General features: G+C 72.7%; 11 protein-coding genes. 4 read left to right on the forward strand and 7 right to left on the reverse strand.

All coding sequences use genetic code 11. From position 1 onward, the window contains the following. Positions 1 to 201 precede the first annotated feature (201 nt). Both HS99_RS30135 and HS99_RS30140 read left to right on the forward strand, forming a co-directional pair. A complete protein-coding gene (locus tag HS99_RS30135) occupies positions 202 to 990 on the forward strand; it encodes a MerR family transcriptional regulator (protein ID WP_046386456.1) in 789 nt (262 codons plus the stop codon). 97 nt (positions 991 to 1,087) lie between these two features. After that, positions 1,088 to 2,053 (forward strand): ABC transporter substrate-binding protein, encoded by a 966-nt coding sequence (locus HS99_RS30140; RefSeq protein WP_030552247.1) that lies wholly within the window; start codon positions 1,088 to 1,090, stop codon positions 2,051 to 2,053. A gap of 146 nt (positions 2,054 to 2,199) precedes the next feature. On the opposite strand, the gene HS99_RS30145 is transcribed toward HS99_RS30140, so the two are convergent. Next, a complete protein-coding gene (locus tag HS99_RS30145; RefSeq protein WP_030283088.1) occupies positions 2,200 to 2,865 on the reverse strand; it encodes an NADPH-dependent F420 reductase in 666 nt (221 codons plus the stop codon). 98 nt (positions 2,866 to 2,963) lie between these two features. On the opposite strand from HS99_RS30145, the gene HS99_RS30150 reads away from it, so the two are divergent. Further along, complete coding sequence (locus HS99_RS30150) at positions 2,964 to 3,368, forward strand: winged helix-turn-helix transcriptional regulator (protein ID WP_046387088.1); 405 nt, start codon at positions 2,964 to 2,966, stop codon at positions 3,366 to 3,368. Between the two features lie 333 nt (positions 3,369 to 3,701). On the opposite strand, the gene HS99_RS30155 is transcribed toward HS99_RS30150, so the two are convergent. From HS99_RS30155 to HS99_RS30175, 5 genes are all read right to left on the reverse strand, one after another. Then, a complete protein-coding gene (locus tag HS99_RS30155) occupies positions 3,702 to 5,297 on the reverse strand; it encodes a M4 family metallopeptidase (RefSeq protein WP_078867269.1) in 1,596 nt (531 codons plus the stop codon). 553 nt (positions 5,298 to 5,850) lie between these two features. Next, positions 5,851 to 6,117, reverse strand: coding sequence for a glutaredoxin domain-containing protein (locus tag HS99_RS30160; protein ID WP_030283093.1), 267 nt, complete (start codon positions 6,115 to 6,117; stop codon positions 5,851 to 5,853). Then, complete coding sequence (locus tag HS99_RS47945) at positions 6,114 to 8,045, reverse strand: serine/threonine protein kinase (RefSeq protein WP_078867258.1); 1,932 nt, start codon at positions 8,043 to 8,045, stop codon at positions 6,114 to 6,116. The genes HS99_RS30160 and HS99_RS47945 overlap by 4 nt, the downstream gene beginning before the upstream one ends. 107 nt (positions 8,046 to 8,152) lie before the next feature. Next, on the reverse strand, positions 8,153 to 9,076 hold the full coding sequence (locus HS99_RS30170) for an alpha/beta fold hydrolase (protein ID WP_050366454.1): 924 nt from the start codon (positions 9,074 to 9,076) through the stop codon (positions 8,153 to 8,155). A 162-nt stretch (positions 9,077 to 9,238) separates the two neighbouring features. Then, positions 9,239 to 10,000, reverse strand: a complete 762-nt coding sequence (locus HS99_RS30175) for a dienelactone hydrolase family protein (RefSeq protein ID WP_030283099.1) — start codon at positions 9,998 to 10,000, stop codon at positions 9,239 to 9,241. A 93-nt stretch (positions 10,001 to 10,093) separates the two neighbouring features. Here HS99_RS30175 and HS99_RS30180 point away from each other — a divergent pair, with 93 nt between their 5' ends. Further along, on the forward strand, positions 10,094 to 10,459 hold the full coding sequence (locus tag HS99_RS30180; protein WP_037829286.1) for a DUF6191 domain-containing protein: 366 nt from the start codon (positions 10,094 to 10,096) through the stop codon (positions 10,457 to 10,459). Positions 10,460 to 10,473: 14 nt separating this feature from the next. Here HS99_RS30180 and HS99_RS30185 read toward each other — a convergent pair whose 3' ends face one another. Beyond that, positions 10,474 to 11,349 carry a hypothetical protein gene (locus HS99_RS30185; protein ID WP_050366455.1) on the reverse strand — a complete coding sequence of 292 codons (876 nt, stop codon included), beginning with the start codon at positions 11,347 to 11,349 and terminating at the stop codon, positions 10,474 to 10,476. Between the last annotated feature and the right edge of the window lie 135 nt (positions 11,350 to 11,484).

The following is an 11,484-nucleotide window of genomic DNA, read 5'->3' on the forward strand; positions in this document are numbered from 1 at the left end:
GCGGTGGTCGTCACGCTCTTCCGGGGGTCGCGGTCCGGGAACCTCCCGGACCGTCCCCGGAACCCTGCCAATCGCGCCAGTAATCACTGGCACGGTTGGCAGGGTAGCCCTTGCTGACACCGGATGGAAGAAGCACGACGGCCCGGATTCACCGGCAGTTCCCCGAGTTCCCGGAGGCTCCCCCGTCGAGGTGCCGGACCTATGCTGATCGCCGTGGACAAGGTCAGAGCTGCCGCGGACGACAGAAAACGCGAGTACCGGGTGGAGGAACTGGCCGAAGCGGCCGGGATCACCACTCGCACCCTGCGCTTCTACCGCGAGCGCAAACTACTCCAACCGCCCCGCAAGGAGGGCCGGATCGCCTGGTACGGCGAGGAGCACCTGTCCCGGCTGCGGATGATCGGCGAACTGCTCGAACGCGGCCACACCCTGGGCGGGATCGCCGAACTGATCGGCGCCGGCGAGAGCGGCCGGGACGTCGCCGGACTGATCGGGCTGGAGGCCGCGATCGTCGCCCCGTGGTCGGACGAGACCCCCGTCCGGCTGGACTGGGAGGAGCTGAAGACCGCTTTCGGGGACCAGCTCACCGAGGAGAACACCGCCGAGGCGATCGCCCAGGGCTACATCTCGATCGAGGACGACGGGATCACCCACGTCAGCCGGCGGCTGATGGACGCCACCACCGAGCTGGTCGCCGAGGGCGTCCCGCTCGCGGCCGTCCTGGACGCCAGCCGTCGCACCCGGGAGTACGTCGACGCCATCGCGGAGATCTTCATCGAGGTGGTCAGCGAGCACCTGCTCAGCGCGCTCTCCGGCGACACCCCGCTGCCTCCCGGCGAGGCGGCCCGGCTCACCGAGCGCATCCTGCGGGTCCGGCCGCTCGCCCGCACCGTCGCCGACGCCCAGTTCACCCTGGCGATGGACCGCCGGGTCCAGGCCGAGTACGCCGAACTGCTGCGACAGCGACGGGAGTACGGCTCCGAGGCGTAGCGGGGCCACCGGGCGGGCAGGGTTCCCGCGGCCCCGTCCGGCCGTCGGCGGCCACTGCTCCGCCGGCGGAGGTGTCCGTCCGTTGGAGGAGTCGCCGATGCCCCGAACCCTCAGCCGCCGCGCAGCGCTCGGCCTCGCCGCGGGGCTCGCCCCGGGCCTGGCCATCGCCGCCTGCGGAAGCGGCTCCCCCGCACCGGACGGCGCCCCGTCCGGCTCCGGCGGCACCCGGACGGTCGAGCACGCGCGCGGCAGGAGCGCCGTACCGGCCCGGGCCGGCCGGGTGGTGGCGCTGGACACCGACGCCCTGGACTCGGTGGTCACCCTCGGACTGAGCCCGGTCGGCGCCACGACGGTCAGCGAGGGCGCACCGTTCCCCGGCTACCTGCCCGCCGAGCGGCTGGCCGGGACGAAGGCGGTCGGCACGATCGGCCAGCCCAACCTGGAGGCGATCGCGGCGCTGCGGCCGGACCTCATCCTGAGCAACCAGGTCCGCGACGACAAGCGGTACGACCAGCTGTCCGAGATCGCGCCGACGGTGCTGTCCAAGACCACCGGCCCGACCTGGAAGGAGAACGTCCGACTGCACGCGGAGGCCATGGGCCGCCAGAGCGAGGCCGGGGCGGTGGACGCGACGTACCGGACGGAGCTGCGGGACGTGGTCACCGCGCTGGGCGGGCCGGCGAAGGCGGCGTCCACCCGGGTCGAGATGGCGCGCTTCCTGGCAGGCGCGCCCACCCGGCTCTACCTCAACGACACCTTCGTCGGCTCGCTGTTCAAGGACCTCGGCCTCGGCCGCCCGGCCAACCAGGACAAGTCCGGGTTCTCGCTGGAGATCAGCCCGGAGCAGGTGGACCAGGCGGCGGCCGACGTCATCTTCTACTCGGTGTACGGGGACGCGTCGAAGTCCGACCGCACCAGGATCACCGAGGGCGTGCTGTGGAAGGACCTGGAGGCCGTCCGCAACGGCCGGGTGTACGAGGTGGACGACGACCTGTGGATGCTCGGCATCGGCTACACCGGTGCCGGGCTGATCCTGGACCGGATCCGCAAGGACCTGGCGTGACGGCGGACAGCTAACAGATGACAGATGACAGATGACAGATGACAGATGACAGGGTTCATCATCTGTTCGCTGTCATCTGTCATCTGTTAGCTGATATCTGTTAGTTGTTACTCGTCGCCTGTCACCGGAGCTCCGCCACCCGCCCTCTACTCCGCGTCGTCCACCGCCCCCGGCGCCAACGCGGGAGACGGGAAGACGTGCCGGGCCTCGCCGCCCGACCACCACACCCCGATCGCGAACACCGCCGCCGCCTCCAGCAGCCCTGCCCGGTCGAGACCGCCGCAGTGCACCGGCACGCAGCCCATCGAGCCCACCAGATCAGCGGTCAGGTCCCCGGCGCCCTGGTCGTCCGCACAGTACGGCACCCCGAGCGGCGCACCCTCGAAGCTCGGCCGCGGCAGCGACCAGATGCTCTCGTGGCAGATGCCGAACACCTTCACCACCCGTGCCGCCGGAGCCGCCGAGGCGAGCCGCCGGGCAACGGAATCCCTGGCTCCTGCCGTGGTCAGGGCCGGTCCGTCCGCGCCCGGGGCCATCGGCACGGTGCAGTCCAGCAGCACCCGCCCGGCCAGTTCACCCGCCAGTGACCCGACCACCGGCACCGCCGCCGTCGCCGGCAGCGCGACCAACACCGCCTCTCCGAAGCGCACGGCTTCCGTCGGCTCGCCACCACCCACGGCCCCGATCCCCACAGCGAGTTTCCGGGCCGCCGCCACGTCACGCCCGCCCACCCGCACCTCGTGCCCGGCCCGCACCCAGGCCCCGCCGAGCGCGGCCGCCATGGAGCCCGTACCGAGAATCCCGATCCGCATGGTCCATCCACTCCTCATCACGTCCGATGTCGCGCTCCGGACGCTAGACGGGCCGATGCACACCGCCCGGTAGGCAACGGATCGGGCAGGATGGACGCATGGGGACCGAGGACGTCATCGAAAACCGGGCGGACCACGACCTGGGCGGCGGGCTGTTCGCCGCGGACTGCCGTGCCCGGCTGGCCTTCGAGGTGATCGCCAACCGCTGGGACAGCGTGGTGGTGTACGTCCTCGGCGAGTGCGGCCCGATGCGCCCCCGATCCCTGCTGGACCGGATCGGCGGCCTCAGCCCGAAGGTGCTCAACGAGTCGCTGCGCCGGCTGGAGTACAACGGCCTGGTGGAGCGCCGCCGTTACGCCGAGGCCCCGCCCCGCGTCGATTACACGCTGACCGAGGCCGGCACCGCCCTGCTCGACCCGATCCGCGCCCTCGGCGCCTGGGCGGCCGTGCACGGCGACGCCGTACTGGCCTCCCAGGAACTCCATGGCGACAAAGTGATCTGATGGCACGTCAGTCCGGCAAGCCATCCCGGCTTCGCGCGTACCCCACGACAACTGGAGGCCACCCGTGCACACCGGTCCGGACGAACTGGAAGTCATCACGCCCTTCGTGGCAGACGTCCCCGCTGCGAAAGCCTACTGCCAGGAGATCTTCGGTCTCCCCGATGGTCCACCAGGACAGCGCCGCACACACGACGGCGGGGGCGACGGTGGTCCGCACACCGTCGCCCCCGCCGTCACGCCCGGCCGTTCGGCACCCACAGTCCGACCGGGCCCCGCTCGGGCGCGTCCCGGGCGGCCCTGCCCAACTCGGGCCCGACCCGGTTCGGGCCCGAGTCAGTTGACGTTGACCGCGGTCCAGGAGGCCGCGACGGCGTTGTACTCGGCGCTGTTCGCGCCGTACAGGTCCGACGCCGCGCTGAGGGTGGCCGCACGGGCACCCGCGTAGTCGGTCGTCGAGGTGAAGTACACGGTCAGCGCGCGGTACCAGATCTGCGCGGCCTTGTCCCGGCCGATGCCCGCGAGCGAAGAGCCGTCGGCCGTCGGGCTGTTGTAGTCGAACCCGTTGATGCTCTTCGCGCCGCTGCCCTCGGAGAGCAGGTAGAAGAAGTGGTTCGCCACGCCGGACGAGTAGTGCACGTCCAGGTTGCCGACGTTCGGGTCCCAGTAGTCCGCCGACGAGCCGTCCTTGCTCGGCTGGTCCATGTAGCGCAGCGGGCTGCCGTCGCCACGCAGGTTGATCAGCTCGCCGATCCAGTAGTTCGGCGGGTTGGAGGGCAGGTTGGCGTACCACTCGACCATCGTGCCCATGATGTCCGAGGTGGCCTCGTTGAGGCCGCCGGACTCGCCCGAGTAGTTCAGCGCGGCGGTCGCCGCGGTGACGCCGTGGGACATCTCGTGGCCGGCCACGTCGATCTCGGTGAGCGGCGCGCTGTTGTTGTTGCCGTCGCCGTACGACATGCAGAAGCAGTCGTCGCTCCAGAACGCGTTGACGTAGTTGGAGCCGTAGTGCACCCGGCTGAGGGCGCCGACGCCGTCGTTGCGGATGCCGTTGCGGCCGAAGGTGTTCTTGTAGAAGTCCCAGGTGGTGGCGGCACCGAATTGGGCGTCCACGGCCGCGGATTCGCGGTTGTTGTTGGTGCCGTCGCCGAAGCTGTTGCTGGTGTTGGCGAACAGCGACCCGCTGCCGGACTCGCCGTTGCTCATGTCGGTGGTGGACTGGCCGCCACGGCCGGTGTCCTTGAGCTCGAACTGCGAGCCGTTCTGGTTGGTGTTGAGCGGGACCTGGCCGACGAAGATGCCGGTGCCGGTGCCGGCGGCGGTCTCGATCTTCTCGTGGGTGGAGAGGACCTGGCCGTTGGCCGCGTCGGTCACGAGGATCTGCGCGCTCGGGGTGCCGTCGGCGCGGGTGCCCTCGACGGTGGTCCGGTAGGCCAGCCGCGGCTTGCCGTCGGTGGCCCAGACGACCAGCTGGGCCTGGCCGGTCTGGTGGACGTCGACCAGCGGGGACTCGTCGGAGTCGATGGTCTGCCCGACGGTCGCCTTGACCGCGCCGGAGGCCTGGGCGGCGGCCTTGTCCGCCGGGATCTTCGGGGTCAGGCTCGGCAGCGCGATCTGGGCGGAGACCGCCTTGTCGACCGACTTCACCGCGCCGTCGGCCTTCTGGTGGACGACCAGGTCGCCGCCGATGACCGGCAGGCCGGCGTAGGTGCGCTCGAAGCGCAGGTGCCGGGTGCCGTCCTTGTCGACGACGGCGTCCTTGGCCACCAGCTTCTCCTGGCCGCCGAGGCCGAGCGCCCCGGCCAGCGGGGCGGACTGGCCGTTGGCCACCGCGAGCACGGCCTCGCGCTGCTGGGCGGCCTGCGCCTGCAGCGAGGGGGCCGCGGGGGCGGCCTGGGCGGTGGTGGCAACCTGGACGACACCGGTCAACATGGCCGTGGCCGAGAGTACGGCGACAGCGGCGAGCTTTCGCTTCACGTACGAGTCCTTCCGGGAAACCGCGTGTGGGCGCGGTCGCACCGCGTCCCGGGGGCCGGGGTCGGCACCTGTGGGGCGGAACGGGCGCTGACGTGCTGAAACCCCGTGCGGTCGAGCGGCTCGCCACCGAGGGGTGGGGGTGGGGGGCTACCGCTGAGGGGTGTACAGAAGCATGACAATCCAGCAGGTGAATTGACAGGTCTGCCTCAGTTATTGGCCAGGTCCCGCCAGTAGGTAAAGTGATTCAAGTGGTGATCAAATCGGGGCAATCCACCCGGACTTGCAGTGGGTTCCCACTCGAACCAGGGCCGACCGCCTGCGCTGACGACAGATCGACCACCGGTCGCTGGTCCGGCGATCGAAATCGATCATCGACCGATCGACTTTTACATCTCTGTAGAACTTTCCATACACACTCTTGACGCCCGGGTGGCGAGGTCCCGCCACCGCCCGCCCTTGCCCGGGCGGGCGGCCGTCTGATAGCGCCGGCCGCCCGGTGAGCGGGCGCTTACTCGCTGTATTGCCTTGCCGCGTCCAGCAGTTGGCGCAGCGAGGGGTTCACCATCGGACGGCCGCCCACGGTTGCCGTCGGGACGGTCTCGTTACCGTCCGCGACCGAGCGGACGAAGGCGGCGGCGTCCGGGTCCTTCCAGATGTTCACCCGGGTGAAGCGCCGGCTGTAGCGGAGCCGGGTGAAGAGCAGGCCGAAGCGCAGCTTCATGCAGTAGGTGCACAGGGGACGCCAGTACAGCACCACGCCGTCGTTCCGTGTCATTGCTGGAACCGCCACTCCTGTGCCTTGAGACCGGGGGTGCAGGTCTGCATGGTGATGTTGCGGCCCTCACCGTTGGCGGTCATGCAGCTCTGACCCGCCGCCAGCGTGTAGGTCCCCGAGGCGGTCTTCTGTACCGTCCAGTTGTTCAGGAAGGTCATGCCGGGGCTGAGCGTCACGGCGTCGCTCTGGAAGACCTGGACGAGCTGGGGGCCGTTGGCGTTGCAGGCGTTGTACTGGTACCAGTTGCCGGGCGTTACCACCCAGCCGTACTGCGAGGCCCCGCCCAGGACGATCGGGGTGGAGGCCGCGAGGCTGTCGCTGGCCATACCGATCGGCAGGCCGTACTGGACACTGACGATGCGGGTCCAACTGTCGCCGCCGCAGGAGGCCGGCCGGGCCGGGGACTGCGGGGCGGGCGGGTTGCCGCCGGAGGGCGAACCGCTGGAAGTGCCGCCCTGCGAGGTGGAGTTGCCGGGATGGCCCGGTGGCTGGTTCGCCGCACCGCCCCCACCCGCGGGCTGGTTGGCCTGCCCGCCGGAGGAGCCACCGTTCGAGCCGCCGCTCGAACCGCCCGAGGAGCCGCCGTTCGAGGCCCCGCCGCCGTGGCCCTGGGCCGCGCCGTTCCCGCCGTTCCCGCCCTGGGCCGTTACCGGTGCGGGCAGTTGGCCGCCGGACGGCTGGTCGGCGGCCGGATTGCCCGAGGGGGTGTCCGTCGGCTGCGCACTCGCGGACGCGGGGGTGGTGGCGGCCGGGGTGGTGGTGCTCGGGGCCGCCGGGACGGTCACCACCACGGTCGGCTGGGCGGCGGGTGGCACGGCCGCGGCGGAGTTGCCGGGGCTGCGGTCGATCAGCAGCGCGGTCGCCGTGCCCATCGAGATGACGACCGGGACGACGATCGGCAGCAGCAGGGCGCGGCGCGAGCGGCGTCCGCCCGGCTCGGTGTCCGCCCGCGGGTCCGCCTTCACGACCTGGTCGGGCGCGCCCGGAGTCCCCGCACCCGCGGGCACCGCTCCCGCCCCCGGCCGCAGGTCGATCGTCCCGCTGTCCACCGCCCTGCGCGGCGCCCCCGGCAGGCCGATCGCCACGCGGGCCGCCGCCGCCATCCCGGCGGCGCTCGCGAAGCGGTCCTCGGGCCGTTTGGCCAACGCGGTGGCGACCAGCGCCCGCACCGCCGCCGGGAAGGTCTCCGGCAGTTCCGGCACCGGCTGGTTGACGTGCTTGAGCGCGACCTGCAGCGGCCCCTCCCCCAGGTAGGGGACCCGCCCGACCAGCAGCTCGTAGCAGACCACGCCGATCGAGTAGAGGTCGGAGGCCGGGCCGGTGGCCTCCCCCGAGGCCTGCTCGGGGGACATGTAGGCCGCGGTGCCGATGATCGCGTACGGTGCGGTGAGCTTGGTGCTGGCGACGGCCCGGGCGATGCCGAAGTCGGTGATGACCACCCCGCCGTCCTCGCGCACCATCAGGTTGGAGGGCTTGAGGTCGCGGTGCACGATCCCGCGCCGGTGGGCGGCGTGCAGCGCGTCCAGGGCGTCGGCGAGCAGGCCGAGGGCGCGCTCGGCGCTCATCGGGCCGTCGTCCTTGAGCACCCGGTCCAGCGGACGGCCCTCGATCAGGTCCATCACGATGTACGCGCAGCGCTCGTCACCGTCCTCGCCGCCGTCGCCGTGGCCGCTGCTGCCGCCGCCGCTCTCGCCGTAGTCGTGGACGTCCACGATGCCCGGGTGGTCGATCGCGGCGACCAGCTGGGCCTCGCGGCGGAAGCGCTGGACGGCGGTGTCGTCCTCGAACAGGTCCGCGCGGAGGATCTTGACGGCGACCGGTCGTGCCAGCACCTCGTCATCGGCCCGCCAGACCGCGCCCATCCCCCCGCCGCCGATCTTCTCGACCAGCGTGTACCGCCCGCCGAGCACAGTGCCCGCGCTACTCATCCGCCCCGCCCCCAGGTGTCATGACCCTTCCCCGTCGGGTCGTCGGCACACAGTGTGCCAGAGGGTGCCGCAGGCCCAGCAGGCCTTGTGCAGGTGGTTGTTGAAGCTCAATGTCCGGCGTTCCGGGCGATTCGGGCGGGGGCGGACACCTCCCGGACGGCCGCGGCGACCACGTGCGGCCGGTCGGCGTGGACGTAGTGGCCGGCACCGGGCACGACGGTGTGGACGCCCCGGTCGGCCCCCGCCGCGATCCCCGCCTGCGCGGCGGTGAACCGGGCGCGCAGGGAGCGCGGCAGTCCCTCGGTCGCGCTCAGCACGGTGACCGGCACCTCGGGCAGCGGGGCGGCGGCCCGCCGACGGCGCAGCGCCGGAACGGCGCGACCGGTCAGCCGGTGCTCGGCGAGCACCGCCCGCCGCTGGTACGGGCGGGCGACGGCCGCCGCGCCGGCCCGGGCGAGGGCGTCGCCGCGGTCGGGTGCCGTGGGTGCGATCGCCGTCCGGAGCAGCGAGAACCGGAGCAGGGCGACCTCGGCGAGAGCGATGGCGCGCGGGCTGAACTCCTCGTGCGCCGGGTCCACCAGGACCAGACCGGCCACCAGCTCCGGCCGCTGCCGAGCGAGGAGTTGGGCCAGCTGACCACCCCAGCTGTGCCCGACCAGTACGGCCGGTCCGGCGTCCAGGTACCGCACCAGAGCAGCCAGGTCCTCGACCTGCGCATCCAGCGTCAGGCGAGGGGCGCGGTCAGGTGCGCTGGCACCGAGCCCGGCCCGATCGTACGCCACGACCCGCCCCAGCTCGGCGAGTTCGGGCAGCAGCGGCGCCCAGGTGAGCGAGGATTCGCCGCAGCCCGCGACCAGGACGATCGGCACGCCCTCGCCCGGGCCCGTCTCCACCCAGCGCAACGCCCGTCCGCCACGGTCGAGTTCGCCCGGCCGCACCCCGCCCGGAGTGCGCTCGGCCAGCGCCTCGGCGATGAGCTCCCGAACGCCGCCCACCGCGCGGCCGGTTCGGCTGTTCCCCTGGTTCGGCATGTTCGGTCCCCCCGGTGCTGCGTCGACGGGGGCCGCCGATCCGGTGCGACCGGGCGGCCGAGCGACCGGATGACCGGCGTCGCCTCCCGGCCGCGCCTGCGGGCCCCGGCCCCACTTTACGGGGGCGTGGACGGGGCCCAACAGACCGGTACCCGCCCGGTGTTACGCAGGAAGGCTGCGCTTCAGCAGGTCGAACAGCGCCGTCCAGTGCCGGGCGTCGCCGACTGCGTCGTAGCGCGTGGTGTCGGCCTGGGTGAAGCCGTGCCCGGCACCCTCGTACACCTCCGCCCGGTGGCGTACGCCGGCCGCGGTCATGGCTTCGCTCAGCCGGGCGATCTGCGCGGGCGGCATCGCGTCGTCCCGGTCGGCGTGGCCGAAGTACACCTCGGCGGTGATCCGTCGGGCGTCCAGGTGCGGGCTGTCCGGGCGGTCGGTGGCGAGGTGGCCGCCGTGGAAGCAGGCGGCTGCGGCGACCCGGTCCGGGTGGCTTGTCGCGGTGCGCAGGCCGAGGAAGGCACCGAGGCAGTAGCCGGTGACGCCGATCGGGCCGTCCTTGACCAGCGGGGAGCCGTCGAACCAGGCCAGGTAGGCGTCCGCGTCGCGGGCGGCCACGTCCGGCGCGGTGGCGGTGACGAGCAGCGGGCCGAGCTGGGCGTAGATCTCGGCGCACTGCTCGACGTCGATCAGCTCGGGCAGTTCGACCAGCGGCGCGCGGCCCTTGCGGTAGTAGGCGTTGGGAACGAGGACGGTGTACCCGGCCTCGGCGATCCGGTCGGCCATGGCCTGGAGGTGGGGCCGGAGGCCGAAGGCGTCCTGGTACAGCAGCACTCCGGGGTGGGGGCGGCCGTCGTCGGGGTGGGCGAGGTAGGCGTCGGCGGTGCCGTCCGCCGTCGGGATGTCCACGAGGGTTCCGCGCACGGTCATGGGTGAGAGCTCTCCTTAGGGTCCGCGGGCAGCCTAGCCGGTGGGCCCGAACATCCGGGAACGCCCGGGCGACCGTGCGGCGTTGGGCTGGACATGGGGTTCATCGTGGGTGTCGGGTGCGTGGTCGCGGCGGTGATCGGGCTGGTGGCGCTGGCGAGTTGGCAGCTCCGGTCGGAGTCCTCACCGCGCCGTCACGAACGCTCGCCGGGGGTCGGGGTGGGCGGCGGCGGTGGACTGGACGAGCTGTACGCGCTGTTCAGCCCGGGCAAGCGGATCCAGGTCGAGCAGCGGCGGGAGCAGGCGACACGCCGGGACGACACGCAGGCCGGGGCGCCGCCGCACTTCGGGGTGGACCTGGAGCGGGGCGTCGCGGTGCTGCGCCATGACAGCAGCGACGGGAACAGCGGGAGCAGCGGGAGCAGCGGCATCGGCGGGAGCAGCGCAGACGCCCGGGTGTAGAGAAGGCACCGCCGTCAGAACCGCCGAAGCCGCTCCTCGTCGCCGGTGCGCGGGCAGGTCAGGCAGGCGAGGGCCTCGGGCTTGACGGCGTAGTAGAGGCAGCAGCCGAGCCGGGTGCGGGTGTGGTGGTCGCGGCCGTCCGGGGAGCGCAACCGGCGGAAGTCGGCCGCTCCGGGCAGCGGCAGGGTGCCGCCGGGCAGCAGGGCTCCGGCGGCGGCAACGGCGGCGTCCTCCGCAACGGCCAGCCCTTCGACGGCCGTTCGCCGCCCGGCCTCCCCGGCCTCGGCAACCCGGCTCCGGGTGTCGAGCATCCGGCCGAGGTACCAGACGGCGGAGGCGAGGTCGTCGGTCACCATGCCCCAGAGCGCCCGGTCGCGGCGCCGGGTCGGGCCGGCGAATGCGGCGAGCACCGGTTCCAGGTGGCCGACCACGGCGGCCCGCAGTTCGGCGCGCAGTTCGTCCTCGCCGGGGCGAGTGACGTGCCCGCCCGGACGCAGTGCGAGTTCGCCGGTGGGGGCGTGCAGCCAGAGGTCGGCGAGGCCGAGGGCGGGGACCCGTCGGCCGAGGTGCCAGGGGCCGGCGATGAGCAGGCAGACCGACCAGACGTAGTGGTGGAGCAGCCGTGAGGCGGTGACGTGCGGGCGCGGCGCGCGGCCGTGCTCGGCGGTGATCCGGGACTCCTCGCCGGCCAGGGCGGCGGCCAGCGCCCCTTCGTGGGTGGCGAGTTGGGCCCCGGAGTACCAGCCGTCGGCAGCCGACGGGTCGGGCGCGGCGGGGTCGAGCAGGCGCAGCCGGAGCGCCGGGCAGAGCCCGCGCAGCCGCTCGTAGTCGCCGGTCAGGGCGACGGGCCGCCGCCGGGAGAGGACGGGCAGGGGTGTTCCGGGGACCATCGGCGCTCCCGAGATCGACTCCGAGTGATCGATTAAGGTGAGGCTCACCTTACAATGCCTCAGAGTGTGCACCAACCACCCTTCCGCCGGAACGGGCGATCCACCTCGACCGGCGAACCCGCCTTGACGAACTTA

The sequence above is a fragment of the Kitasatospora aureofaciens genome (genome assembly GCF_001188955.3).
GTDB classification, from domain to species: domain Bacteria; phylum Actinomycetota; class Actinomycetes; order Streptomycetales; family Streptomycetaceae; genus Kitasatospora; species Kitasatospora aureofaciens.

Coding starts and splice junctions, on each gene's coding strand:
- HS99_RS30185 (WP_050366455.1), bottom strand. CDS start 11,349: ATGGTCCCCGGAACACCCCTGCCCGTCCTCTCCCGGCGGCGGCCCGTC.
- HS99_RS30145 (WP_030283088.1), bottom strand. CDS start 2,865: ATGCGGATCGGGATTCTCGGTACGGGCTCCATGGCGGCCGCGCTCGGC.
- HS99_RS30180 (WP_037829286.1), top strand. CDS start 10,094: ATGGGGTTCATCGTGGGTGTCGGGTGCGTGGTCGCGGCGGTGATCGGG.
- HS99_RS30160 (WP_030283093.1), bottom strand. CDS start 6,117: ATGACACGGAACGACGGCGTGGTGCTGTACTGGCGTCCCCTGTGCACC.
- HS99_RS30140 (WP_030552247.1), top strand. CDS start 1,088: ATGCCCCGAACCCTCAGCCGCCGCGCAGCGCTCGGCCTCGCCGCGGGG.
- HS99_RS30150 (WP_046387088.1), top strand. CDS start 2,964: ATGGGGACCGAGGACGTCATCGAAAACCGGGCGGACCACGACCTGGGC.
- HS99_RS30135 (WP_046386456.1), top strand. CDS start 202: ATGCTGATCGCCGTGGACAAGGTCAGAGCTGCCGCGGACGACAGAAAA.
- HS99_RS30175 (WP_030283099.1), bottom strand. CDS start 10,000: ATGACCGTGCGCGGAACCCTCGTGGACATCCCGACGGCGGACGGCACC.
- HS99_RS30170 (WP_050366454.1), bottom strand. CDS start 9,076: ATGCCGAACCAGGGGAACAGCCGAACCGGCCGCGCGGTGGGCGGCGTT.
- HS99_RS30155 (WP_078867269.1), bottom strand. CDS start 5,297: ATGTTGACCGGTGTCGTCCAGGTTGCCACCACCGCCCAGGCCGCCCCC.
- HS99_RS47945 (WP_078867258.1), bottom strand. CDS start 8,045: ATGAGTAGCGCGGGCACTGTGCTCGGCGGGCGGTACACGCTGGTCGAG.